The following is a 25,026-nucleotide window of genomic DNA, read 5'->3' as shown; positions in this document are numbered from 1 at the left end:
TTATGGAACCCTTGGAAATTTTTTGAAATCCGGTTTGCGTTTTTCGTTATATGCGTTTTTACCTTCTTGTGCTTCTTCACTCATATAATAAAGAAGTGTTGCATTGCCGGCAAGTTCCTGAATTCCGGCTTGTCCGTCAAGCTCTGCGTTGAAAGCAGATTTTATTAAGCGTATTGAAAGAGGGCTCATTTCTAAAATTTCTTTTGCCCACTGAATGCCCTCAGCTTCAAGCTGATTAAGAGGAACTACTTTATTTACCAATCCCATTGTCAGCGCTTCTTCCGCATTATATTGACGGCAGAGAAACCAAATTTCTCTAGCTTTCTTTTGACCAACAATTCTTGCTAAATAACTTGAACCAAATCCACCATCAAAACTGCCAACCTTTGGACCTGTTTGACCGAAGATGGCATTCTCTGCTGCAATTGTTAAATCACATACAACGTGAAGCACGTGCCCGCCTCCGATTGCATAGCCGGCAACTAATGCAATTACAGGTTTGGGGATACTCCGGATTTGTTTTTGTACATCGAGTATATTCAAACGAGGGACACCATCTTTACCTACATAACCTTTATCACCTCGGGTCGATTGATCGCCGCCGGAACAGAATGCATATTTCCCGTCTTTAGCTGGACCTTTGCCGGTTAATAATATTACTCCGATATTTGAATCCTCGCGTGCATCGGCAAATGCATCAAAAAGTTCGAGTGTAGTTTCAGGACGGAATGCATTTCTCTTTTCTGGACGGTTAATTGTAATTTTTGCAATTCCATCCACCTTTTCATAAATGATGTCTGAATAATCTTTAGCTTTTATCCAATCTAATTTCATTTCTTCCTTTCAATAGTATCTAAAAAATCCAGAACTAATTTAGTAAAAACCTCCGGCTTTTCTATGTGCACATTATGACCGCAATCCAAAATTGCTTTGTGTTCGGCAGCCGGAAATTTAGATTTCATCGCTTTGTTAATTTTTGTGTATTTTTTATCCAACTCGCCGCTGATAAGTAAAACCGGAAAATTAAGTGAATTGAGTCTGTCCCAATAACTCATCATCAATCCGGTACTGAAATTTAAAAGAGAGTTAGCTAAACCGGTTGAATTATTCTCCAATCTTTTTTTCTTAATTTTTTCGAAATTCGGCAATTTCTTTAATGATTGAAACAGCGGAGTTTCAAACCAGAAACTAATAAACGATTCAACACCTTCATTTTTTATTTTTTCCGCTAAGAGAAAATCAAATTCAACCCGTTCTTTTTTCAAGCAAATATCTTCAATGCCCGGGTTGGCGCTTTCAAAAATAGCGGCTTTAATTTGTTGAGTATGTTTTAAGCAATACGAAAGAGCGACACGTCCGCCCATTGAATACCCGGTAAGAATTATATTCTGAAAATTTAGTTGTGAAAAAATCGAATTGAGTTGATGTACAATTGCCGTACAAGTATAAAACTTTGAATCAAATGGAGAACCCGATTTGCCATGCCCTACAAGGTCAATTGCAACGGGTAATAAATTATCCGGAAGCTTACTGAAAAGAAATTGCCAATCGCTTGAATCACCGGTAAAACCGTGGAGAAAAACAATTGGCGTTTTGTCTCTATTTAAATCGGATTCGTTTAAGAGAAGGTTAAACTCAATATCGTCAACTTTTAATATCATGGATAAATTTTACAATTCGATTAGATACTGCGTTCCAATATTCCTGGCGCTGAAATTTTGACTCTTTTGCGTCGGTTTGAATCTCCAGAACGGTAAGTTTTTTATTCCTCGAAGACAATATCACTTTTTCTTTCAAATCTTTCCAGTTTTTTATTCTATAATAAGTTGCACCGTAAGCTTCAACAATCTTTTTAAAATCTATTTTCAATGGTGTTGAAAAGTTCTCTGTAAAAAACTCTTTGTATTCAGAAATTGGAAGGGATTCAAATATTCCGCCGCCATTATTGTTAATCAGAACTATCGTCATTGCAATGTTATATTTGATTGCGTTGTGCAATCCGTTAAGATCATGGTAGAATGCTAGGTCGCCGATGAGAAGATAATTATTCTTTTTGGATGTTTTGGCAATTCCAAGTGCCGTTGAATTGATTCCATCAATTCCGCTTGCACCGCGGTTTGTAAAAATATTTATCTGTTTTAGATTTGAGGAGGCAAAAAAATCAATATCGCGAATCGGTGATGAGTTCGATATCATAATGCTTGATCTATTCGGTATTGCGTTTAACAGCTCAATTGCTGCTCTGCCTTCAAATGGAAATTTAATATTTTTGAAATACTCATTTTTTATCTCTTCAGAAAAATTATTCATTGCTTGAAAATCAATCAACCAGCAGCTATCACGATTTTCTTTATTAGCAGCCTTTTGAAGTAACGAATCACAAAATTCGGAAGGATTGGCAAGTATAACAGTTTTTGCGGTTAGAGAAGGATCATTTTTATCTCCAAACTCATTCACTAAAATTTTTTCAGCTTTCGAGTTCTTAAAATAATGCTGTAGAACATTTGAAGTCGGAGTTCCGCCGAATTGAATGATTATTTCGGGATCGAAGTACTTCTGAAAATCTTTTGCGCGGATTATGGCTGTTAGGTTATCAACTAAATTTTCTTTTGAATGACTGCCGAATCTAAGTGATGAAGCACCGTCCACGTAAATCGGGTAACCAAATTTTTCAGATAAACGGATTACTTGTTTTGCAAAATCATTCTGATAATGTCCGAACCCGATCAATATTATGCCGCGTTCTTTGGAATAAAATTTTTTGGAAAGTGCATTAAAATTTACTTTACTCTCAGTCACAGGTGTTATTTCAAGAAATGTATTAAAAAACACTTTCTCAATCGCATCAACTTTAATTTTGTCGGTGAAACTATGCGGCTCAAAAGGTTTTTCAAATGGAAAGTTTATATGGACCGGACCTAAGTTATCTATAGATGAGGAGAGTACTGCTTTTTCTGCAACTTGTTTGATTACAGATAGCTTTTTAATATCAGGCAATCCGGCATCAATAAATAATCTGATATGATTTTCATAAATATTTTCTTGATTGATAGTTTGATTTGCGCCCCGGTTTCGTAAAAAAGGAGGACGGTCGGCTGTACAAATTATCAACGGAACTCTTTGATAATACGCTTCAATAATTGCGGGATACAACTCAGCAACCGCAGTTCCGGAAGTAGTCACAATGGCAACCGGTGTATTTGTTTTCTTAGCTAGTCCAAGTGCAAAAAATCCAGAAGATCGTTCATCAACAATCGGAATGACTTCAATATTTTTATTAGATGCAAAAGCTAAAGTTAGCGGAGTACTTCTGGAACCTGGTGAAATACAAGCGTACTTAACGCCTAACTGTACTAGACGGTTAATAAAAATATCGCTCCAGACAATATTACGATTTATAGATAGTTTCATTGGCAAAGAGATTTAGTATTGGTTTTAGTTTTAATTCTGATTCATTGAATTCAGAAAGCGGGTCGGAGCCGTTTACAATACCGCATCCTGCAAATGCATTTAAAATTTTTCCGGATAAAAGTGCGGAACGAATTCCAACTGCAAATTCCGCTCTGCCATTTAAATTAAACCAGCCGATGGTGCCGGCAAAAAGTCCGCGGTCAAAAGTTTCCAGTTCATTAATGATTTTAAGTGCTTCATTGCTTGGAGAACCGCAAACTGCGGGTGTTGGGTATAATTTTTCCAGAAGGGAAAATATTGCTACTTCGTCTTTCAATTTTCCCCGGATCTGCGAATAAAGATGCTGAATGTTAGAGTATTTCTTAACCTTTGGTTGTGAATCAAAAAGTATTTTTTCCGTAAATGGACTTAGTCTGTCGATAATAAAGTCAACAACGCTTTCATGTTCCGCTAAATTTTTGCTGTCTTCAAGAAGCTGTAACTCAAGAGCACGGTCTTGCTCGTCGTTAATTCCCCGCTCTATGGAACCGGCAAGTGCATCTGTTTCTACAAAGCCGTCATTCAATTTAAAAAGACTTTCCGGCGTTGCCCCGAAGAAAATGGATGCTCCGGATCTATAAGCAAAAGTAATACAATTGCCATAATTTAATTCTAATTGTTTCAGTTGTTTAAATATGTTTGGAACTGTGTTGAATTTAATCTCATTTGAGCGGGCAAGAACGACTTTTTTTAATTCATCCGGAGATAACTTTTTGAGTGCAGAATTAACCTGAACCGACCATTGCGCAATATCAACGTTTGGTTTTTGGGAAAGAATTCTAATTTGATTCCCCTCATCTTCTATAACTTCTTTCTCTGGCTCACTTTTATGCGAAAGAATATTCTCAATATAATCCCAAGTGGATTCATTGTTTAATTCATTGCCGAAAATATTTATAACGATTTTATAATTTTCACCTTGTCGGAGCGCAAGGATATGTGGTATGCTCCATTTGGCAAATTCAAAATCTTCCCAAAGTGTTCCGGTCTTTTCTGAAGGGAATTTTATACCTCCAACAAACAATGGATATGAAGTTTCACTAATATCTTTCGTGCCGGGAACAATTTTAAACGGTAAGTGTTTTAATAGATCGTCGAACTCAGATAAATTCTTGAACTCTTTTCTGCTTATCGAATAGATATCTCCATAAGCTATGAAAGAGAAATCTTCAGATGGACTGCACCAATAGAACAAGAAATTATTATTGCTCAGTAATTTTTTTTTGAGTTCTTGATATTCTTGCTCATCAATCTTTTGAGAAAACGAAAATAAGTGTGACGCTTCAAATTGATTGTAGTAAGTGTCAGAACCTTTATCTAAAAATATTTGTTTATTTATTATCAATTTCGCGATTAGAAAAGTTGTTATTTATCTGGATAATATAATTTATCCTTACTTAGTTTCAAACTACGTTTAAATTTTATAAGGAAATAGTTAGAAGAAAAACATTAATAGTTCAAAAAAGTGGAAAAACATTGAAATCCCTTTTTTTTCTAGTTATAAAAATTTATTTTAACTGGAGCTATATTAAATAATTAAAAATGCCAGATCTAATTAACTATTAATTGATATACTAGATTTTCTGTTTTACATATTAATTTTTAAATAAAGAAAGGAATGAAAATATGGCCAGTGAAAAGAAACAATTGGCATTAGACTTATTTGAAAAATTATCCAAAGCATACGACAAGTATCACAAAGTTCAAGCTAAACAGATGTTTTCCGAAAACTTGACTTCTCCTCAATTTGGAGTTCTTGAAATTCTTTATAAGACCGGTCCTGTACCATTAAAGAGACTCAGCGAAGAAATGATGGTTACCGGCGCAAACATTACTTGTGTGATGGATAATTTGGAAAAAGAAGGATTTGTTAAAAGAATTTTTTCAAAGGAAGACAGAAGAGTTATTCTTGCGGATTTAACTGCTAGTGGAAAAGCGAAGATCGGATCCATTATGCCGAAGTATTCGGATAATATTGCATCTCTTACATCTGTCTTGAGCGACCATGAGCAAAAGGAATTGGCAAAATTATTAAGCAAATTCGAAGCTTAATTTTTTAGTCCAATTGAAGAACGAGCGCGCACCATTCATCCATCTCGTTCTTTTGTAGCAATCTAAATCCTATTGAGGAATATTTTTCTATTATATCTTTCTCGTCAATAATTAAGAGACCGGACAATATTAATGTTCCGGTCTTTTTTATTTTTCGTTTGATCTCTTCAGCAATATCAAGTAAAATATGCTTATTAATATTGGCAACTACCAAATCAAAATTATTTTCTTCTATCTGCTGAATCTCAGCCAGACGAATTTCAACTTTGTTTTCAAGATGGTTAGCTTTCACATTCTCATCACCGTTTAAGGAACACCATTCATCGTTGTCGATACAAATTGCGGATTGAGCGCCGATCATAACCGCGCTAATGCCAAGCACGCCGGTTCCAGAACCAACGTCCAGAACTTTTTCACCTCCAAGAACATATTTATCAATCAATTGAAGAACAAGTTTAGTTGTTGCATGTTCTCCGGTGCCAAAAGACATTTTAGGATCAATCGTAATTATAATTTGATCAGGTTTGATTGCATAATCTTTGAATGACGGCTTGATGACTATTCTGTCAGTTACTTCAATTACGCGGACATTTTTTTCATATTCCTCGTTCCAGTTTTTATCTTCAAGCGTTTCTTCTAATATTGTGAAGGACTGAATCTGCCCTTCACCAACAATCCGGTCCAAAATGTTTTTTATATCGTTTTGAGAAATATTTTTTGCCGAGCCTGCAAATACAATCAAACCGTTATCAGTTTCATTGATGCCGTCAAGATCAAGCTGCCAAAGCAATCCGCTAACGAGTTCAACGTCAACAGGATCAGTTTGAATTCTGTATTGTTTATAAGTTTTCATGAAATACCATTTTACTAATTGGTTTCAAAAATAATTTTACATACATCATCTTGAATTGCGCGTGCTTGATTTGAGTTCCCTTTGTAATTTTGAAGCAAAATTGAAAAGGCTATCAAGTGATCATTTCTGCTCATCAAATAACCAGATAAACTATTTACACCTCGCAGGGAACCGGTTTTGGCAAATACACGCCCTTCTATGGAAGATCCTTTCATGCGGTTTTTTAGGGTACCATCATAACCGGAGATAGGGAAAGAATTAAAAAGTTTTTTAAATATTATTGGTTGTTTGTAATAAAAATATTTCATCACATTGGTAAGTAATTCAGCTGAGAGTAAATTATAAAATGATAATCCGGACCCGTCAACAATCATGAAATCTTTTGGATTTGACCCAGAGAGTGTTATCAAACTATCAACCAGTTGAATTCCTTTTTTTGCCGACGCGTGTTTGCCGTAAATATTTAACGAAATTGTTCTAAGCAGTAATTCTGCGCTCAAGTTGTCGCTGGCTTTGTTTGTGTTTATAATGACCGGCTCAATGCTGCGTTCATACGAAGAAAGAATGACTGCATCTTTGTTCAATCTGGAGGTATCAATTTTTCCGCTGAATGAAATTCCGTTTCTCTCAAAACTTTCTTTCATCAAATTAAGGAAGTAAAATGTAGGATTGAAAACATTAAGCAGAACAGTATCCGGTTCTGCAGATTTTAAAAGATTTCCGCTGATAAGAATTTTATTATTCCGGTTTAACCAATCACGAGTGATTTTTAAAGTAGTTTTGCCGGTATCAATTGTTGAAGAAGAATTCTCGATCGTAAAAGCATCTGTATCTGGAATTAATTCTGTGATTACCGGTTTGCCGAAATCATTTGGCTTGGCAACCACACGAATACTATTTTTGTTGATTGTAAGCGGTGTTAAATAAGCGGCAAAAGCTTCCGGATCATCATCCCACATCCAACCTTCACCCCAGAAAAGAGAATCCATTGCAGAAACATCGCCATAAATATTTCCCTTAATTTCTTTTATTCCGGCAAGTTTGATTTTTCTAACCATTGAATCTAGATCGGTTGATTTAAAATCCGGATCAAATCCGCCAACTACATAAATGTCCCCACTGCAGACCGAGTCTTTTATTTCACCTGAATAATAAACAGATGTCTTGAAATTGTAATCATCGCCAAGAAAAAGATAAGCCGCGCCGGTAGTTAAAATTTTTTGATTGGATGCCGGGCGCAGTAAAAGTTTTTCGTTGTGTTGATAGATTGACTTATTATCCGTCAGATCATAAACCGAAATTGCCCCTTGAGAGGATTTAAAAAAATCTGAATTGAGTAGACTATCAATTCCGTTTTGTTTTACAACCATCTCTTGTTTGAATGTGGCACAAGCCTGAAATAGTAATGAGGCAATGAGCAAAAGAGAGAGCAAGTTTTTTTTCTGTGTTATCATATAGGGTGGTAGATCAAAAATATTCCCGCTCGCGGAAATCAACGCCGATTTCTTCGGTTACGAATTTTTTAGCAGCTTCAGAATCAACATCGCTTAATCCAACAATTGATAAAACTACGTGTGTATAATTTTTTGCTTTCCTTGCAAAGTCTAACATTACGCTGTGCATCGAAGGATCTACGCGCATCAATTTCCCGTACTGTTCTGCATCAATAGAATTTAGGCTAATAGAGACAGTATCAATTAACCCTTCCAGTTCAGGAGTAATATCACGTTTGTTGATGAAACTTCCGTGACCGTCGCTGTTCATTCGTGTTGAGCCTCCGTTATCTTTAATGTATCTAGCTACATTTTTTACAACATCCCAACGAATTGTCGGTTCACCGTAACCACAGAATACTATTTCCTTGTAGTTTTTAGGGTCTCCAATTTCTTTGATATAAACTTCCGCATCCGGTTCTTCCGATTTTGTCATCTTGAGGTTATAACCATTAATGATAGCTTCACCTTTGCGGTCGCAAAAAACGCAATCCGCATTACAACGGTTTGTTACATTAACATAAAGCGATTGCCCAATTTTGTATGTAAAGCTTAGACTTGGTTTCATTCCGATTCCAAAAAGTTTAAATGTATTATAAGAAGTTGCTCTGCCAACGTCTTCTGTTGTTAAATGATGAATCTCCGCAATTTTTTCTGCAATCAAATTTATATATGCCGGTTCATTCCGCTGACCGCGATGAGGTGTAGGAGTCATAAATGGTGAATCAGTCTCGAGCAGTAAATTTTCAATTGCAACTCTGCTAAGAACTTTACGGATGCTCTCCGCATTTTTAAATGTTACAATTCCCGGGAAAGAAATAAAGTGATGCATCTCTACAAGTTCGCGTGCATCTGCAACCGAGCCGGCGAAACAATGATACTGAGCACGCAATCCCGAGTCTTTATATTTACGGGCGAAATTCATTATGTCTTCATTCGATTCCCGGTTGTGCACAATAATCGGGAGATTAACTTTAAGCGCCAATTGAATTTGTTCTTCGAATGCTTTTATTTGAATTTCACGAGGAGAAAAATCATAGAAGTAATCAAGACCAATTTCACCGATTGCTACAACTTTTTTGTCTTTTGAAAGTTCTTCAAGTTCATTAATGATCGAGTCATTCCAATCTTTTGAGTCATGTGGGTGAACGCCAACAGCTGCATAAACACATTCATGTGCATTTGCGAGTTCAACTGCTTTGTGAGACGTGACAAGGTCGGTTCCGGGTACAATAATAAAATCAACCCCGGCTTGTTTAGCCCGGTCAATTATCTGATCAACTTCACCTTTGAAATTTTTGTAAAACAGATGTGCGTGTGTATCTATGAACATTATTAAGTCTTTCTAAATTTTCTCTTGATCTTAATCTTGCACTTTCTTGTTAGTCAATTATGGATTTGTAGAGCAGATTGATTGCAAGCGCAAGAATAATATTTGATTTATCTAAATTACTTCTCCAACAATAATACCTTTTTCACCAAATGCTTCTGAAATTTTTAATACTTGCCCGGCATCATTTTTATCAACAACCGCAATCAACCCAATTCCCATATTGAAAGCTTTTCTCATCTCATCTTCTGCAATTTTTCCGGTTTCCTTAATCAGTCTGAAAATTGGCGGTACACTCCATGCGCTCCAATCAATCTTGATCTGCATATCTTTAGGTATAACGCGTTTGGTGTTGCCGATAATTCCGCCGCCTGTAATGTGCGAGAAAGCATGGATCGAAATTTTTTCTTTCAACTCTCTGATCAAATTCAAATATGATTTATGCACTTTCAATAATTCTTCGCCAATAGTACCACTTAGTAAATCGTGATTGTCATTCACAGAAAAATTCTCAAATAATACTTTTCTCGCAAGAGAATAACCGTTTGTATGCAATCCACTTGAGGCAAATCCAATCAGTACGTCGCCTACATTAACGGTTCGTCCGTCAATAATTTTATCTCGTTCTACAATGCCAACAATTGTCCCGGACATATCATATTCATTTTCATTATATAATCCCGGCATCTCAGCAGTTTCACCACCAATTAATGCAACTCCATTTTCTTTACAGGCAATTGAAAATCCTTTTATGATCTGCTCGGCTTTTTCCGGCACAAGTTTTCCGAATGCAAGATAGTCCATAAAGTATTGAGGTTCGGCTCCGCAAACTGCAATATCATTCACACAGTGATTTACCAAATCTTGACCAACGGTATCATGTGTATCCATTGCGAAAGCAATTTTTAATTTTGTGCCTACACCGTCAACGCTGGATACAAGAACTGGATTTTTCCATCTCTTCAAATCGACTTCATAAAAGGCGCCGAAGTGACCAATACCCGAAAGAACATTTTTATTAAATGTTGATTTAGCGAGAGATTTTATCTTTTCGACAGTTTCGTCTCCGGCTTGTATATTAACCCCGGAAGATTTGTAAGTTATGGCCACAATTTCTCCAATAGTTCATCTTTTCCATTTAAAATATACATAAAAACTTTTGCGAAATTTTACCTTAACGGTTATCAGGACCACAGTTTATTATGAAAAAGAGTCATTCGTGAAAAATTTCTATTTTTTTGATAACTTTGAACCCGCTAAAAATGAGTATGTTTGATTTACAATGGAAGAATATCAGTTAAAAGATAGGGAAAAAGCGATTCTGCGGTTTGTGATTCATCAATTTATACTAACTGCAAATCCGGTCGGCTCACGAAATATTTCGAAAAGGTATGATATTGGTCTCTCTCCGGCATCTATTAGAAATATTATGTCGGATCTTGAAGAAACAGGATTTCTAAATCATCCGCATACATCTGCCGGCAGGGTCCCGACCGATAAAGGTTACCGGTTTTATGTAGATTCACTTATGGATCCGCCCAAGCTCGATCTAACATCAAAAAATATTATTGATGTAAACTTAAGCTCTGCATCAACCGAAACAGAAGAACTTTTGAGAGTCACTTCTTCGATTCTAAGTGATTTAACGAATCAACTGGCAATGGTTACCTATCCAAAATTTGAGAATGCGGTTCTTCAAAAAATTCAAATTGTACAACTCTCTTCTACAAGAATATTAGTTATTGTTAGTATCAATTCGGGTATGGTAAAAACAATCACATTAGAGATTGATGCCGATGTGAAAGAAGAAGAAGTGTCGACGGTTCAGCAATTATTGAACGAACGATTGACGGGGTTACGTTTCTCTGAAATTAGGAATACGATTGAAGAGAGAATGAAAGATTTTAATTCGGAATCTTACCGACCGATAATCCGGGTATTTTTAGATTCTGTTGATAAAATTTTTACAGATCAAAGCAGCGAAAAAGCAATTATATCCGGCACCAAAAATATTTTAAAACAGCCTGAATTTGAAGATGTAAATCAATTTCAAAGCGTTATTGAACTAATTGAGAATAAAGAAATCATTATTCATATTCTTGATGGAAAGAAACTTCCGATGGAAGATGATGTTTCAATAACAATAGGTCAGGAAATTCATGAAGAAAAACTTTCCGATTATAGTATGATTGCAAAAGAATATAAAATAGGCGATATGCATGGCACACTTGGAATTATGGGACCGAAGAGAATGGACTATTCCAAGATTGTTGCAGCAGTAGTTTACATTGCCGAACAGCTTACACAAGAATTCACCAAACAAAGATAAATTAATAACAATGGAAGACGAAAAATTGAATAAACAGAATTCCTCTAATAAAGAAGCAGATAATAAAATTCCGATTGAAAGAGAAGAAGTTTCCAAAACGGAAACAGAAAATAAAAGCAGCGGATTGGAATCAAACGAAGCAGAACTTAAAAAACTAAATGATAAGATTGCTGAAATTGAAAAGCAAAATTTGGAACTCAAAGATGCTCTCTTAAGAAAAGCTGCTGAGTTTGAAAATTTCAAACGCCGTAACGAAAATGATCAACTTAACATTATTAAATATGCGGCTGAATCTTTTATTAGAAATATATTACCTGTCTACGATGATCTTGAACGATCACTTTCTCATATTGATGAAGTACCAAATTCTGCGGGTACTTCCGGCGGATTCGATTCAACAAAAAAAGGTTTAATGCTTGTATTCGAAAAATTCGGAAAGATACTTGAGAATCAAGGTGTTATGAAAATAGATGCAAAGGGAAAACCATTTGATGTTCACTTTCATGAAGCACTAATGCAGCAACCTGCTCAAGGTGTTGCACCGCATACTGTTCTCGAAGTTTTAGAACCGGGATATCTGTATAAAGATAGAGTCATTCGGCACGCTAAGGTTATTGTTAGTCAAGAGATGGATCATTCTCAAATTAAACCTGATAATGATTCCAGTACTATAGAAGGTAATTCAAATGAGCAAGAATAAGGGAAAGATTTAATGGCAAAAAGAGATTATTACGAAGTTTTAGGTGTAGGCAAAAGTGCAACACAGGATGAGATCAAAAAATCTTATAGAAAACTTGCAATGCAGTTTCATCCGGATCGTAATCCGGGTGATAAGCAGGCGGAAGAAAATTTTAAAGAAGCCGCAGAAGCTTATGAGGTTCTAAGTAACGATGAAAAACGTGCTAAGTATGATCGTTTTGGACACGGCGGATTAAAAAGTGATCCGGGCTTCACAAATGTGAACGATATCTTTAGTCACTTCTCTGATATTTTCGGAGGATCGTTCGGCGGTTCGACAATTTTTGACGATTTCTTTGGCGGTTCACAACAACAAAGATCCCGTCAACGTTCAACAGGTCATCCCGGCTCGGATTTGAAAATTACTTTGAAATTAACACTCGAAGAAATTGCAACCGGAACCACTAAAAAAGTTAAAATAAAAAAATTCAACAAGTGTACTACATGCAATGGTTCAGGCGCAAAAAGTTCAGCCTCATTCAAAACATGTTCGGTCTGTAACGGTACGGGAGAAGTGCGTCAAGTCTCTAAATCAATCTTTGGACAGTTTGTAAACATTGCGCCATGTAATAATTGCGGCGGAACCGGAAGAATTATTTCCGAACCGTGTCATACTTGTTCCGGCGATGGACGCGTACAAGATGAATCTACTATCAAGATAAATGTTCCGGCCGGAGTTTATGATGGAAATTATATGACTTTGCGTAGTGAAGGAAACGCCGGAAAAAATAATGGACCCGCCGGAGATATAATAGTTCTCTTTGAAGAAATGCACCACCAATATTTTACACGCGATGGTGACAATGTAATACACGAATTATTTATTAGTTATCCGGAAGCAGTGCTTGGAACAGAGGTTGAAGTTCCGACTTTAAACGGCAGAGCCAAATTAAAAATTGAACCCGGAACTCTGCCCGGAAAATTTTTAAAGATGAGAGAAAAAGGAATTCAACACCTTAATAGTCACGGTGCAGGAGATCAACTTGTTAAAATTAATATTCACGTTCCTAAAAATGTAACTGCAAAAGAAAAAGAAATGTTGAAGGAACTTCAAAAGTTGCCAAACATGAAAGCTTCCAGCTAGTTAAAATTTGTTCTTATTTATCTGATTTTTTCCGGCTCCTGATATAATTAATAATTTAGGGGGAGAGATGAAATCATTAGAAAAATTTTCAAAGAAGATTGGCTTTACTTCCACAGAGACAAATGTAATCCTATTTATCTTGACGGCTTGTTTGATCGGGGTTGCGGTCAACATTATTAAAGATGTAAAGAATGACAAAACGTTTCTCGAATTCGATTCCAAACAAGAAGACAGTTTATTCAATGCCGCATCAGGCGGTTCCGGAGTAGAAGATTCAACCATCCTTCAAGTAGAAAAAAAGATTGCTTCTAAACCTGAACTTTTGGATTTTAATAAAGAAGTTAAAACCGGTTCAGTGAATAAAATATCTTCTCTGCGGCAAAAAATTAGTTTAAACAAAGCAAATATATCGGAGCTGATGAAACTACCCGGATTTGGACAAAAAACAGCCGGGGCATTACTTGAATACAGGAACAAACACGGTAAGATAAAATCACTAAATGAGTTGTTGAATATCAAAGGTATTGGTAAAAAGAAATTAGAAAAAATTAAGAATCTGGTTATAATAGAATAATTTTCTTTAAGAAATAAAGTTGAGAAACCGTGTTTAACAATCATGCCGGAATTAATTTAACCGAATCCAAACTTCAGCTTGTTGAAATTGGCTACAAAGACGATTCATTCTATCTGGAAAATGTAGATCAGACCATTCATACCGAAAATTTTACCACTGCGTTAAGCGAAGAAAAATTGATTGGCATCATGCAGACATCGTTCAATAAGATTGTAAAAAGAAAACCTTTTAACTCTCAGAACGTATCCTTTGCTTTGCCGAATAATTTCTTCAAAATTTTTGAAGTACCTTATGATGATTCACTTGTAAAAAAAGATCTGCATGATCATTTCCGCTGGGAAATCTCTATTCTCTTTCCCAATTGCGATAAAGATAATTTCTTCATCCAGCATATTGAGATAGATAAAAGTTCGGTATGCCGGGAAAAGAAAGCAATTGTCTTTGCCGTAGATAAAAATTTGGTAGTTGCCATAAATAAATTCTGCGCTCAGAATTCACTAGAATTAAAATATATTGATAATGTTCACCTTGCATCAAATGCTTTTTTGTATTTGGATAAGAAGCAGGTAAATAACGACTACACTTTGAGTATTTATATTGACCAAAAATATTCTTCCATATCTGCAATTGACGGAGTTTATCCGTTCTTTTTCAAAAACCTTGATCCGGCTGTGCATAATATATTTGATGAAATGAGATCCGTCGTTAAAAAATTAAGTGAGTATAATTTAACGATCGCAGATTTCAAGACGGTTCTTCTTTTTGGACAAGATCTTACTGAAGAATTTGAAAATAAAATGAAAAATTATTTTGGTCATGCACTAAAAAAAATTAATCCATTCGAGCATTTAAAACCCGAAGAGGATGTTTTGAATAATCCGCTTTATAAAATAAAATTCAATTCATTTGCTGCTGCAACCGGAATTGCTATAAGAATGGTCTGATGAGAATAATCGCCGGTAAATTCAAAGGACGCACAATAAAATTCCCAAATTCAAAATTGGTACGCCCCACGACGGATAAAAACAAAGAATCGATTTTTAACTATCTGGTACATTCAATTGAGTTTGAGGGAATTAAAGTTTGCGATATCTATGCCGGATCCGGTTCACTTGGCTTGGAAGCCTTAAGCCGGGGAGCCGATGAGGTGCATTTTATCGAGAAAGATTTCCATGTCTCAAAAATGCTTCAAGAAAATATTTCATCTCTTAATGCTGACAATGAGTGTAAAATATTTAGAATGGACGCAATAAAATTTTCAAAAATTGCAGATCATGAAAAGTATGATCTGATTCTAGCCGATCCGCCGTTTTTCAAAGATGATATTTATCTTGTTGTTAAAAATATCCTGGCAAATAACTTTCTGGCTGATGATGGAATAATTCTAATTGAGCGTTCCATTCAAACAAAAAAAGAAGATGAAGAAGCATTTCGCAAAGAGGCATTCAAAAGATTGGGTGATAGTTTGATTTACCTTTTTGAGAACAATTCAGGCAGTACTGAATAATTTAAATAGGATCGACTTTTTTATTTAGCACAAAGAATTATATTTTAGCTGCACACAAATTAGAGTAGTTATGGCAAAAGTAATTTATCCCGGCACATTCGATCCAGTAACTAACGGACACATTGACATTGTTAGTCGTGCTATTGAATTATTTGAAGAGGTAATTGTTACGGTGGCAAGAAATCCCGGTAAGACCTCACTCTTCACTGTTGATGAACGTGTTGAAATGCTCAAGGTGAGTTTAAAGGATTATAAACGCGTTGTTGTTGATTCGTTTGATGGATTAGTCGTAAATCATGCTAAGCAAGTCGGCGCGGTGGGAATTATACGCGGTCTGCGTGCAATAAGTGATTTTGAATATGAATTTCAGATGGCATTGATGAATAGAAAACTTGCCGGAGAAATTACAACAATTCTTTTGATGCCGCATGCAAGGTATACTTATCTTAATTCAACAATTGTGCGCAATCTCGCACAGTTTCAAGGAGATGTTTCGGAATTTGTTCCGCCGATAGTTGTAGAGAAACTGAAACTTAAATTTGGAAAGAAGAAGGAGTAAAACGTATTAGGTTAGATGTAAAAAGTAAATTTTAAATACCTCTCACTTCTAACCTCTTGCTTCTAATTTTAGTTACATCTCTTTTTCGGCCTCTAATATTTTTCCTTCAACAAATAGTCCTTTTCCTATATGTAATTTTCTAATGTAAACTATTCCGTCTTCATTATGAGGTTCACCATAAACTGTGTGACATGATTTTAATCCACCAAGCCATCTGCGTGCATCTGATATATATACCAGATCGCCGGTTTCGGCAGCCATTTTGTGCATATCTTTTTTAGAAAAGTTTATTACATCTTCATCATCGCTTTCGTTCAGTTTCCAATTGAGCTTTATAATTTCACCTTCGCGTTCATTCAATTTCCTTCCCTTAAACCATTCTTTTGCTTTGTGAATTGACCAAACAGTTAAGCCGGCTGTTTGCGCTTCAGCATCATACTTAACGTAAAATGTGGTAATCAATGCAACGAATGCAGAAGCAAAGATTGTAGCCCAAAATAAAATTCCCAGTGAAGCTATCTTGAATCTGAAAATTGCATCAAAAATATCGATAAGAACAACCACAACACTAAAGACAACCATTGAATACATAATTGCAGTATGATTAGGATTCTTTTTAATCTTAGCAGCAAAATGTTTCAGTTTGTTTTGGGAAAGAGTTACCAAAACGGCAACACCGGTGCACACTATCAAATTATATAATGCCGCCATGTATGTAAATGGATGAACCGGATCATAAGGTGTACCTTGAGCAAGCGGTCCAATTAATTCTAATGGATACCTATTTCCAAGTAGCATGAATGCAATACCGCCAACCACGGTAGTTATTAATCCGGCCGGAGTAAATTTTTTCCAGAAAGCGCCAAAGAAAATGGCGATCATTAAAGGAGGTGTAAGCGTCGCATGAAAAAATGCATGTGCTTGATAAACTGTTGGATAAGAATTGAACGCGTAAACAGCAAAAACACCAAGCATTGTAAACGCAACTGTAGAGGTTCTTGCAACAACCATTGCTCTTTTTTCATCAACCGGTTCTTCACGTTTTATTTTCTTGAGCCAAATTCTAATCGGCCGGTCTACATCGTTTACCCAAATTGCCGCAGTGGCATTAAGAAGTGTACTGACAGTTGACATCAATGCAGCTGCTATTGCCGCAATAACAAATCCAAAAACACCTGGACCGGTAATTATATTTGAGACTACAACGAAAACGCTGTCAGGATTAATATCCGGAGGAAGTAAACCTGGAAACTTTACAGAGATTGCTTTAGCAACCCAACCGCCGCCACCAACAACTATTGCAGAGATTGGAAGCATAAAAAGAATATTTATAGTTGCCGCTTTTCTCCCTTCATGAACATTCTTCGTCGCCATGAACCGCATTATCAATCCCATGTTCATAAACAGAAATCCAACGGAACCGGCAATTCCATCTTCCCAAAATGTACCTACAGAATTAAATTCTGCCGGAGAATTAAATCCAGCAAATGGAAGTTTCCAGCTATTAGGAAGAAGATGCCAGAATGAATCCCACCCGCCGACATAGTAAACACCTACAACAAAAATCATCAAACCGGCAAAGAGAAGCATCAATCCCTGAACAAGGTCTGTGAAAATAACTGCTGTTTGTCCTCCGAAGGTAATATAAATTCCTGTAATGACGGCGGTAACCCAGATTAATCCCATTAAAGTAACGTGAATTTGCATTCCAAAAATTGTGAAATGTTCCGGCATCAATGGCATAATTGCCTTTCCCATTGTAAGGAAACCAATTCCAACATATCCTACTAAATACATTAGTTGAAGAATTGTAACGAAAAATCGTGCGGAAGGAGAAAATCTTCTTTCGAAATATTCCGGAATAGATTTTATTCTTGAATAGACAATGATAGGAAGCCATCCGAACAGAAAGAACGGAACGAAAAACCAATCATTCATATATGACATCGAAGAAGAGAATCCATACTTAAAACCCATAGCAGAATATTTTACAAAGCTATGGCTGCTGATACCGGTAGCGACAATTGACATTGCGATTAACCACCATGTAAAGCGCCTGCCGCCGAAGAAAAAATCGTTCGTGTCTTTATTGTATTTTGCAAAGTAGCTTCCAAATAATAACATAGCAATCATATAAACTATGAGTACTATCCAATCGAGTTCACTACCAATGTTATGTATTTGTTCCATTTTTATCTCACAAGTAAAGAGCAGCAATTATTAAAAAGGCGTGAATTACCATAAAGTAGAAAAACCCAAAAATCATAGCTTTCCACCAAAAACGATCTCGTTTAAGTCTCATATCAATTGCTTTTGTTTTACGAATGAGGATCATGCCGGCAAGAAAAAATAACCCGCCGCCAACGTATAAATAGATAAATGGTAACCAACTATTAAAAAAGGAGGGCATTTATAAATCCTTGAAATTTGCTGCACAAATTAGGCGGCACTCGCTTTAGACGCAAATTAAATTTCTGTTAATTTGTCCTACTTTTCTTTAATAAACAAAAATTGCATTTGAAAGGGGGTTACTCTAAATTTACCGCCTAAAATTTTACTATTTCTAAATCGGAGGTTGTGTTTTATGCCCATGATGGCCAGAATGAGGAGTTTAGCTCCGTGGTTTATGCTCACTGTTGGCGGTGTTTTTGTTTTGTTTATGGTTCTTTCTGATTCCAAAGTGACGGATTTGATACATCAACAAAAACAGAACGTTGGCTCAATTGATGGTGAAGAAGTAACGTACCAGGAATATTCTAATGCAATTGATAATCTAAAAAAACAGCAGGAACAGGCTGGTCAGACAATTGATGAATCGCAGATGGATTTTTTTCGAGATCAAGTTTGGGATTATATTGTTGCTCAGAAACTGATTGCTAAAAAGATTAAAGATTTCGGTATCGTTGTTACAGATGATGAAGTCAGAAATACATTGTTAGGACCTAATCCTCCGGCACAATTAACACAGCAGTTTAAAGACTCTACCGGGAATTTTAACAGACAAGCTTATGAAGGGGCACTGAAAGACCCTCGTAATAAACAGATTGTTATTGGCGTTGAAGATCAGATCAAAGAACAACTTGTTCAGCAAAAATTACAAAGTTATGTCTCGGCTTCTATAACGGTTAGTGATGCAGAAGCTAAAGATCAATATTTCAAGCAAGCTATTAAAATGAAAGCCGGTTATGTTTTAATTGATGCCAATACTATTCCCGATGCAGATGTTAAAGTAACAGATGCAGATATTAAAAAATATTACGATGAACACCCTGAAGATTTCAAACAAGTTGCTGAAAGAAAATTAAAATATGTTCTCTTCCGCAAAGAGCCCTCTCAAGATGATTCGATTGCTATCAAAAAAAATCTTGAAGCAATTGTTACAAAAATGAAAGGCGATACCGCTTCATTTAAAAGTTATGTTCAAATCTATTCCGAGCGCCCATATTCCAAAGATACAGTCTCATTATCAACTGTTCCGGTTGATATTAGAGATGCTTTGGTTAAAGGTAAAAATGGTGAAATTTTGGGGCCGGTGGCAACTCCGGAAGGTTATGTTGTTTACAAATTAAATGACAAGGTAAAATCTAAAAAAGAACAAGTTAGAGCTTCTCATATATTGGTTAAATCAACCGGGAATGATAATGCCGATCTTCAAAAGGCAAATGAAATTTATAATCAATTAATGAAAGGTGCAGACTTTACAGCCGTTGCAAAAGAAAAATCTGACGATGGAAGCAAATTCCAAGGTGGAGATTTAGGATGGTTTGGACGCGGACAGATGGTAAAACCGTTTGAAGATGCGTCTTTCAATGGGAAAGTCGGAGTAATCCAAAAGCCCATTAAATCACCTTTCGGTTATCATATAATTAAAGTAACAGACAAATCCAACCAGGATTTTGTAGTTGAAAAAATTGTAAATAAAATTCAGCCATCGGCTACAACAGCAGATAAACTTTATCAGGATGCACAAGATTTTTCTTTCGTAGCTAAAAAGGACGGATTTGAAAATGAAGCGAAGGTAATGAAATATGCTGCTATCGAAACTCCGTCATTCGATGAAGAGGCACAAGGAATTCCAGGTATTGGTGTAAACCGTGCGCTGGTCAAATTTGCTTTTGATAATAGCGTTGGAGAAGTTAGCGATGTTTTTAGAGTTGCTGCGGGACATGTTGTTGTAATGGTATCGGATGTTACTAAACCCGGCGTAAAAAACTTTGATGCAACAAAAGCCCAGATCAAAAATACACTCACTCTTAAAATGAAGTTGAACAAAGCGGCTTCGATTGCAAAAGATATTCGTTCTAAAATCGACGACAACGGAGACGGTAATATTGCAAAAACAATATGGCCTAGTGCAAGAGTTGATACTACAACAGAATTTACTTCTTTCGGGAGTATACCTGGTATTGGTCGTGATTTTGCATTCAGCGAATACGCGTCTAAAGGTGATTTGAACAAATGGTCTGAACCGGTCAAAGGTAATTCAAATGTTTATTTGATAAAAGTTAATTTCAGAACAAATTACGATCCATCTTTATTCGAGGCGCAAAAGGCAGAAATTAAAAAACAACTTTTGTTCACAAAGAAATCGAATTTTTATGGTCAATGGATTCAAGATTTAAAAAAAGAAGCAACTATTGTTGATAATCGCTTTCAATTCTATAGATAACATGATTTATTGATTTAATAAACCGTCCAGGTAAATCTGGACGGTTTTTTTTTGCACTTTCAATTAATAATTCTATTTATCAATTTTCATCAAAGATATGATGAAATTTATTTTTAAAATAATATCAATTTATTTCGTTATAGTCGCTTCAATATTAGCACAAGCTAACGAAAAAAAATTCGGTGTCTCGTTCAACGTTAATTATACGTCTACTTCCAAACTCTATCTGCAGCCGAATGCTACTGATCCGTTTATTCGCGATACACACAATAATCTTGACAAAATCACAAGTTATTCAATCGATTTGCGTTATCAAATTTCAGAATCAATCATTATGGGAGCCGGATCAGAATTAATCCAAAAAACTTTTGATAGTTTTATGAATTTGGGCGGAACCCGGGCTAAAATGAAAGATGGTTATAAAATGATTCCAATCGAATTTTCAGTTTTTTATCTAATTCCATTTTCAACCGAGAAGTTCAAATTTTTTATGGGTGGGGGATTTGGTATTTATATTGGACAACAAATTAGAGAAATAGGAAATGTTACTATTTCTAATGAATCAAAAAAAATCGGTTACGGTATTCATGTGGCAATCGGATTGGATTATGTAATAAATGAATTTTTTTCTATACGCGGACAATTTCGTTCACGCGATCCTGAAATTGAAATGACAAGTAAATATTCAAATCCGGTTGTTAACTACAATGATGCTGAATACACATTTCCATCTCAGACATTTAGTTCTAAAGTTAATATAGACGGAATTACATTTACACTTGGAGCCGTAATTAATTTCTAAAACTGAATGAGAGAGGTAATTCGGCCTTAATTACTTCATTTCAAAACAGAATCATTTTGTCTAATTCTGAAACATTATTCAAAAACTTCCTTTTCGTTTAATTATATTGTGTTCCGAATACCATCAGATAAATCATTAATGAACGAAAAGCGAATTTACTTAACCGGATTTATGACAAGCGGTAAGAGTACAATAGGGCCAATACTAGCAAATGTACTTGGACTGGAATTCTTTGATCTTGACAAGGTGATTGAAAACGAAGAGAAACAAACGATTGTAGAGATATTCGAAAAGAAAGGAGAAGCATATTTCAGAGAACTTGAATATGCGATATTGCACAATCTTTCCGAAAGAGAAGGAGTTGTAATCTCTCTTGGCGGAGGAACTCTAACAAGTCAGACAAATTTTGATTTTTTGAAATCAACCGGAAAAATAATTTATCTAAAAGTTTCACCAAATAATTTATACAAAAGATTAAAAAATAAAGTCGACCGCCCTTTATTCCGCGATCTGGTTCTTAGTGAAAAAAACGAAGAAGTTTTTTTGGAAAAAATTAAAGAGCTTCTCGAAAAAAGGCGCATGTATTACGAAAAGGCGGATTTAATAATAGATACAGATTTACAACCTCTAGGTAAAACAGTTGATAAAATTGCAAAAAGGATTTCGGTACTAATAAATGAAAAAGATTGAAATAAATATTCCAGGTAAATCATATCCGGTTTACATCGGTGTTAATATTTTTGATTCATTAGATAAAATTATACGCTCAAAAAAATTATCTAGGAATTTGTTTTTAGTAATTGACCGGAACGTAATGAATCTTCATCGCGAAGACATAAAGAGATTCACTTCAAATTTTTCTGGTAAAGTTTCAGTACATGAATTTACAGCAAGTGAAGCCGATAAAAATTTTGTTTCTCTATCCAAAATTGTAGAAGACCTTGTTATTAAAAGTTTCGGAAGAGACACACTTGTTATTGCAATCGGCGGAGGAATTACGGGGGACATAGCCGGGTTCGCAGCCGCTACATATATGCGCGGTGTTAAATTTATTCAGGTTCCAACAACTCTTCTTGGTGCTGTTGATAGTTCTATCGGAGGAAAAACCGGAATCAATTCCGGTGATACTAAAAATACCGTTGGATCAATATACCAGCCGGAATTTGTATTGATTGATACGGAATTTTTGAAAACTCTACCTGAGGAAGAAATCATTTGCGGTGTTGGCGAAATTGTGAAGTATGCGTTTCTTATTGACGCAAAATTTTTTCTAACATGCAAAAATTATCTGCCTAAGCTTCTTAAAACCGATTCGGGAGTAGTTTCCAAAATTATTGACACGTGTATTAGTTTTAAAGGAGACGTAGTTGCAGAAGATGAAAAAGAAGATGGTCTAAGAAAGATATTGAATCTTGGTCATACATTTGCACATGCAGTCGAAATTGAACAAAATTTTAAGGTTAAACACGGTCAGGCTGTAATAATTGGATTAGTCTGTGCGCTTGATCTTTCTAAGCGAGTCGGATTGTTGGACGAAAAACTTTTTAATGAATATTTAAAACTTCCTCTGATGCTAAAAGACAAAATTGTTTTAAGAAAATTTGATACCGCGCGTATTTATGAAATTATGAAGCGTGATAAAAAAGGGCGCGATCACAAAATGAAATTTGTCTTAGTGCAGGATATAGGCAATGTTGTGGTTGATGTTGAGGTAAGCGAGAGCGATGTAACCCAATCTATACAACAGGGAATGAATTATTTTGTTCAACAGTAATTGATTGGAAACAATTGATGAAGGTAAAATCATTTCTGGTCTTTGCAGTATTACTAATTTTTACAGTTAAGATATCTTCGCAAACCGAAAGGGAAACACGTGCAGTTTGGGTTGCAACAAATTTTAGATTAGACTGGCCTCCTCCAACATTTGACCAGCAAAAGCAGAAACAGGCACTCATCGATATTTTAGACAACATCAAGTCTAAGAACTTAAACACAGTTTATTTTCAGGTCGCAAGCAACGGAACAGTATTATTTAAATCCTCATTCGAACCTTTCTCACCTTATATAACCGGTGAAGTTGACGGAGCCGCATCATACGATCCGCTTCAATTTGCCGTTGAACAGGCTCACAAACGCGGTTTGGAAATTCATGCATGGATAAATGTGGTCAAATGTTTCAGCGGAACTGAATCAAACATTTTAAACAATTCAAATCATATATCTAAAAGAAAACCTGAATGGGTAGTTGAAGACAACCGCGACGGACAAAAAAGTTTATGGCTCGATCCCGGTCTTCCGGAAGTGCGCGAGTACATCTCCGAAATGATAGCCGAGATGGTTGAGAATTATGATATCGATGGAGTACATTTAGATTACCTTCGTTATCCGGGCAAAAATTTTGATGATGAATTTTCTTACAGTGTTCACGGAACCGGACTTTCGCGCGATGAATACCGCAGAAAAAATATTACAGACCTCGTTGAATTGATCAGCAAAAAAATTAAAGCGGTTAAACATTACATCAAGCTTGGTGTTGCACCAATTGGTGTGTATAAAAATCAAAAAGGTGTAAATGGCTGGGAAGGTTACACGGAAGTTTATCAAGACTCACGCGATTGGTTGAAGCGCGGAATAATCGATTACGTTGCACCTCAAATTTACTGGGGTTTTAATGATAACCCCCGGTTTGGCGCGGTCGCTAAAGACTGGGTGGAAAATTCTTACGGTCGTAGTGTTGTTCTCGGTATTGGAGCTTATAAACCAAGCGTTAAACCGGATATGGACCAGATGATACAATATGCCAGGTCAATTAATGCAGACGGAGTGTCATTCTTCCGATACGAAAATATTAAGGAGACGGAATTCAATTCATTCCGGTATAAAACCTATCCTGCTGTTATGGCATGGTTGGATGGAATTTATCCTGAACCACCAGCAAATCTGAAGTACAGGAAAACTGAATCAACACAAAATTTATTTTCGCTGAGCTGGGATTATCAAAAAATGAAATCGCAAAATGATAGTATCCGGTATTTTGCATTGTATAATCTTCCAAATTCAAATTCGGAATTGCTGGCGGATTATTTATTTGATGTAATTTCCGCCGACAAATTTTCTATAACACTTGCAATTGATAAGCCGAAACGGGTGAATTATTATTTTACATTGAAATCAGTTAGCAAACTTTGGAACGAAAGTATAGAATCGTCGAACGTGATAGGAATAAAATTCCCGCAGTTGAATGCACTTGCACAAATTGACGATATGCTCAGCAAGCCTGTGTTGGTCAAAGAGTTGAATAAGAAATCAATAATTCTTCTTTACTCAAAAGAGAAAGAGAAAATTGAGATTACAGGTCTAAAAGAAAAAGTGAATAATATTCTGCTTTCGGGAAACATATTGCCCGGTAAAAATGTATTATCAATTGTAAATGATTTGTCCGGTTACAGTTCAATCAAAATTTCATTTAAGATGTCCCATAAAGAAGTTGAGTTAAAGTTATAATCCATAAATAATCTTAATTTGTCTCTACAGTTATGCGGAAATTATGATCTCTTCATGAAAAAATGGCCGAAGAGAAAAGTTT

The 25,026-nt window shown here is 35.8% G+C and carries 23 protein-coding genes; 13 read left to right on the top strand and 10 right to left on the bottom strand.

From position 1 onward, the window contains the following. From menB to NTX65_06880, 4 genes are read right to left on the bottom strand one after another with little or no spacing between them, the layout of a single operon-like run. Positions 1 to 834: a 1,4-dihydroxy-2-naphthoyl-CoA synthase gene (gene menB, locus NTX65_06895; protein MCX6169046.1), complete on the bottom strand. Its 834-nt coding sequence runs from the start codon at positions 832 to 834 to the stop codon at positions 1 to 3. Next, positions 831 to 1,661: a 2-succinyl-6-hydroxy-2,4-cyclohexadiene-1-carboxylate synthase gene (menH, locus tag NTX65_06890; GenBank protein MCX6169045.1), complete on the bottom strand. Its 831-nt coding sequence runs from the start codon at positions 1,659 to 1,661 to the stop codon at positions 831 to 833. The genes menB and menH overlap by 4 nt, the downstream gene beginning before the upstream one ends. Then, positions 1,645 to 3,411: a 2-succinyl-5-enolpyruvyl-6-hydroxy-3-cyclohexene-1-carboxylic-acid synthase gene (gene menD, locus NTX65_06885; protein MCX6169044.1), complete on the bottom strand. Its 1,767-nt coding sequence runs from the start codon at positions 3,409 to 3,411 to the stop codon at positions 1,645 to 1,647. The genes menH and menD overlap by 17 nt, the downstream gene beginning before the upstream one ends. Then, positions 3,389 to 4,795, bottom strand: coding sequence for an isochorismate synthase (locus NTX65_06880; protein ID MCX6169043.1), 1,407 nt, complete (start codon positions 4,793 to 4,795; stop codon positions 3,389 to 3,391). The genes menD and NTX65_06880 overlap by 23 nt, the downstream gene beginning before the upstream one ends. A 281-nt stretch (positions 4,796 to 5,076) precedes the next feature. Here NTX65_06880 and NTX65_06875 point away from each other — a divergent pair, with 281 nt between their 5' ends. Further along, positions 5,077 to 5,502 carry a MarR family winged helix-turn-helix transcriptional regulator gene (locus NTX65_06875; protein ID MCX6169042.1) on the top strand — a complete coding sequence of 142 codons (426 nt, stop codon included), beginning with the start codon at positions 5,077 to 5,079 and terminating at the stop codon, positions 5,500 to 5,502. 4 nt (positions 5,503 to 5,506) lie between these two features. Here NTX65_06875 and prmA read toward each other — a convergent pair whose 3' ends face one another. The 4 genes from prmA to purM form a co-directional block, all read right to left on the bottom strand. Beyond that, the gene (prmA, locus tag NTX65_06870) at positions 5,507 to 6,355 is read right to left on the bottom strand and encodes a 50S ribosomal protein L11 methyltransferase (GenBank protein MCX6169041.1); all 849 of its coding nucleotides are present in this window, start codon (positions 6,353 to 6,355) and stop codon (positions 5,507 to 5,509) included. Positions 6,356 to 6,369: 14 nt separating this feature from the next. Further along, entirely contained in the window at positions 6,370 to 7,809 is a 1,440-nt protein-coding gene (gene dacB, locus NTX65_06865; GenBank protein MCX6169040.1) for a D-alanyl-D-alanine carboxypeptidase/D-alanyl-D-alanine-endopeptidase, read from the bottom strand. Positions 7,810 to 7,822: 13 nt separating this feature from the next. Further along, entirely contained in the window at positions 7,823 to 9,181 is a 1,359-nt protein-coding gene (locus tag NTX65_06860) for a YchF/TatD family DNA exonuclease (GenBank protein MCX6169039.1), read from the bottom strand. Positions 9,182 to 9,292: 111 nt separating this feature from the next. Further along, entirely contained in the window at positions 9,293 to 10,288 is a 996-nt protein-coding gene (gene purM / locus NTX65_06855; GenBank protein MCX6169038.1) for a phosphoribosylformylglycinamidine cyclo-ligase, read from the bottom strand. A 172-nt stretch (positions 10,289 to 10,460) separates the two neighbouring features. Between purM and hrcA the strand changes: the two genes are divergently transcribed. From hrcA to coaD, 7 genes are all read left to right on the top strand, one after another. Then, positions 10,461 to 11,507 (top strand): heat-inducible transcriptional repressor HrcA, encoded by a 1,047-nt coding sequence (gene hrcA / locus NTX65_06850; protein ID MCX6169037.1) that lies wholly within the window; start codon positions 10,461 to 10,463, stop codon positions 11,505 to 11,507. Next, positions 11,467 to 12,207, top strand: a complete 741-nt coding sequence (locus NTX65_06845; protein ID MCX6169036.1) for a nucleotide exchange factor GrpE — start codon at positions 11,467 to 11,469, stop codon at positions 12,205 to 12,207. The genes hrcA and NTX65_06845 overlap by 41 nt, the downstream gene beginning before the upstream one ends. Before the next feature lie 12 nt (positions 12,208 to 12,219). Then, positions 12,220 to 13,329 (top strand): molecular chaperone DnaJ, encoded by a 1,110-nt coding sequence (gene dnaJ, locus NTX65_06840; protein ID MCX6169035.1) that lies wholly within the window; start codon positions 12,220 to 12,222, stop codon positions 13,327 to 13,329. A gap of 67 nt (positions 13,330 to 13,396) precedes the next feature. After that, positions 13,397 to 13,903, top strand: a complete 507-nt coding sequence (locus NTX65_06835; GenBank protein ID MCX6169034.1) for a helix-hairpin-helix domain-containing protein — start codon at positions 13,397 to 13,399, stop codon at positions 13,901 to 13,903. A 29-nt stretch (positions 13,904 to 13,932) separates the two neighbouring features. Then, the gene (locus tag NTX65_06830; GenBank protein MCX6169033.1) at positions 13,933 to 14,847 is read left to right on the top strand and encodes a hypothetical protein; all 915 of its coding nucleotides are present in this window, start codon (positions 13,933 to 13,935) and stop codon (positions 14,845 to 14,847) included. After that, positions 14,847 to 15,410, top strand: a complete 564-nt coding sequence (gene rsmD / locus NTX65_06825) for a 16S rRNA (guanine(966)-N(2))-methyltransferase RsmD (protein MCX6169032.1) — start codon at positions 14,847 to 14,849, stop codon at positions 15,408 to 15,410. Before NTX65_06830 ends, rsmD begins: the two co-directional genes overlap by 1 nt. A 70-nt stretch (positions 15,411 to 15,480) precedes the next feature. Then, positions 15,481 to 15,969: a pantetheine-phosphate adenylyltransferase gene (gene coaD, locus NTX65_06820; protein MCX6169031.1), complete on the top strand. Its 489-nt coding sequence runs from the start codon at positions 15,481 to 15,483 to the stop codon at positions 15,967 to 15,969. 72 nt (positions 15,970 to 16,041) lie between these two features. On the opposite strand, the gene NTX65_06815 is transcribed toward coaD, so the two are convergent. Both NTX65_06815 and NTX65_06810 read right to left on the bottom strand, forming a co-directional pair. Continuing rightward, entirely contained in the window at positions 16,042 to 18,159 is a 2,118-nt protein-coding gene (locus tag NTX65_06815) for a sodium:solute symporter family protein (GenBank protein ID MCX6169030.1), read from the bottom strand. A gap of 7 nt (positions 18,160 to 18,166) precedes the next feature. Next, complete coding sequence (locus tag NTX65_06810) at positions 18,167 to 18,379, bottom strand: hypothetical protein (GenBank protein MCX6169029.1); 213 nt, start codon at positions 18,377 to 18,379, stop codon at positions 18,167 to 18,169. Between the two features lie 174 nt (positions 18,380 to 18,553). Between NTX65_06810 and NTX65_06805 the strand changes: the two genes are divergently transcribed. The 5 genes from NTX65_06805 to NTX65_06785 all read left to right on the top strand — a co-directional run bounded on the left by NTX65_06805 (position 18,554) and on the right by NTX65_06785 (position 24,944). Further along, positions 18,554 to 20,638, top strand: a complete 2,085-nt coding sequence (locus NTX65_06805; GenBank protein ID MCX6169028.1) for a peptidylprolyl isomerase — start codon at positions 18,554 to 18,556, stop codon at positions 20,636 to 20,638. A 100-nt stretch (positions 20,639 to 20,738) separates the two neighbouring features. Continuing rightward, positions 20,739 to 21,440, top strand: coding sequence for an outer membrane beta-barrel protein (locus NTX65_06800; GenBank protein ID MCX6169027.1), 702 nt, complete (start codon positions 20,739 to 20,741; stop codon positions 21,438 to 21,440). 138 nt (positions 21,441 to 21,578) lie between these two features. Further along, the gene (locus tag NTX65_06795; GenBank protein MCX6169026.1) at positions 21,579 to 22,130 is read left to right on the top strand and encodes a shikimate kinase; all 552 of its coding nucleotides are present in this window, start codon (positions 21,579 to 21,581) and stop codon (positions 22,128 to 22,130) included. Next, positions 22,117 to 23,214: a 3-dehydroquinate synthase gene (gene aroB / locus NTX65_06790; protein ID MCX6169025.1), complete on the top strand. Its 1,098-nt coding sequence runs from the start codon at positions 22,117 to 22,119 to the stop codon at positions 23,212 to 23,214. Before NTX65_06795 ends, aroB begins: the two co-directional genes overlap by 14 nt. A 17-nt stretch (positions 23,215 to 23,231) precedes the next feature. Next, positions 23,232 to 24,944 (top strand): family 10 glycosylhydrolase, encoded by a 1,713-nt coding sequence (locus NTX65_06785; protein ID MCX6169024.1) that lies wholly within the window; start codon positions 23,232 to 23,234, stop codon positions 24,942 to 24,944. Positions 24,945 to 25,026: the final 82 nt, after the last annotated feature.

Source organism: Ignavibacteriales bacterium, from assembly GCA_026390795.1.
Classification (GTDB): Bacteria; Bacteroidota; Ignavibacteria; order Ignavibacteriales; family Melioribacteraceae; genus Fen-1258.
Note: the sequence above shows the minus strand (reverse complement) of the source record. Positions and strands in the feature narration are given on the sequence as shown.

What these genes read in the sequence shown, in the direction of transcription:
- menB (MCX6169046.1), bottom strand. Translation starts at nt 834, where the DNA reads ATGAAATTAGATTGGATAAAAGCTAAAGATTATTCAGACATCATTTAT.
- menH (MCX6169045.1), bottom strand. Translation starts at nt 1,661, where the DNA reads ATGATATTAAAAGTTGACGATATTGAGTTTAACCTTCTCTTAAACGAA.
- menD (MCX6169044.1), bottom strand. Translation starts at nt 3,411, where the DNA reads ATGAAACTATCTATAAATCGTAATATTGTCTGGAGCGATATTTTTATT.
- NTX65_06875 (MCX6169042.1), top strand. Translation starts at nt 5,077, where the DNA reads ATGGCCAGTGAAAAGAAACAATTGGCATTAGACTTATTTGAAAAATTA.
- prmA (MCX6169041.1), bottom strand. Translation starts at nt 6,355, where the DNA reads ATGAAAACTTATAAACAATACAGAATTCAAACTGATCCTGTTGACGTT.
- dacB (MCX6169040.1), bottom strand. Translation starts at nt 7,809, where the DNA reads ATGATAACACAGAAAAAAAACTTGCTCTCTCTTTTGCTCATTGCCTCA.
- NTX65_06860 (MCX6169039.1), bottom strand. Translation starts at nt 9,181, where the DNA reads ATGTTCATAGATACACACGCACATCTGTTTTACAAAAATTTCAAAGGT.
- hrcA (MCX6169037.1), top strand. Translation starts at nt 10,461, where the DNA reads ATGGAAGAATATCAGTTAAAAGATAGGGAAAAAGCGATTCTGCGGTTT.
- dnaJ (MCX6169035.1), top strand. Translation starts at nt 12,220, where the DNA reads ATGGCAAAAAGAGATTATTACGAAGTTTTAGGTGTAGGCAAAAGTGCA.
- NTX65_06835 (MCX6169034.1), top strand. Translation starts at nt 13,397, where the DNA reads ATGAAATCATTAGAAAAATTTTCAAAGAAGATTGGCTTTACTTCCACA.
- rsmD (MCX6169032.1), top strand. Translation starts at nt 14,847, where the DNA reads ATGAGAATAATCGCCGGTAAATTCAAAGGACGCACAATAAAATTCCCA.
- coaD (MCX6169031.1), top strand. Translation starts at nt 15,481, where the DNA reads ATGGCAAAAGTAATTTATCCCGGCACATTCGATCCAGTAACTAACGGA.
- NTX65_06815 (MCX6169030.1), bottom strand. Translation starts at nt 18,159, where the DNA reads ATGGAACAAATACATAACATTGGTAGTGAACTCGATTGGATAGTACTC.
- NTX65_06810 (MCX6169029.1), bottom strand. Translation starts at nt 18,379, where the DNA reads ATGCCCTCCTTTTTTAATAGTTGGTTACCATTTATCTATTTATACGTT.
- NTX65_06805 (MCX6169028.1), top strand. Translation starts at nt 18,554, where the DNA reads ATGCCCATGATGGCCAGAATGAGGAGTTTAGCTCCGTGGTTTATGCTC.
- NTX65_06800 (MCX6169027.1), top strand. Translation starts at nt 20,739, where the DNA reads ATGAAATTTATTTTTAAAATAATATCAATTTATTTCGTTATAGTCGCT.
- NTX65_06795 (MCX6169026.1), top strand. Translation starts at nt 21,579, where the DNA reads ATGAACGAAAAGCGAATTTACTTAACCGGATTTATGACAAGCGGTAAG.
- aroB (MCX6169025.1), top strand. Translation starts at nt 22,117, where the DNA reads ATGAAAAAGATTGAAATAAATATTCCAGGTAAATCATATCCGGTTTAC.
- NTX65_06785 (MCX6169024.1), top strand. Translation starts at nt 23,232, where the DNA reads ATGAAGGTAAAATCATTTCTGGTCTTTGCAGTATTACTAATTTTTACA.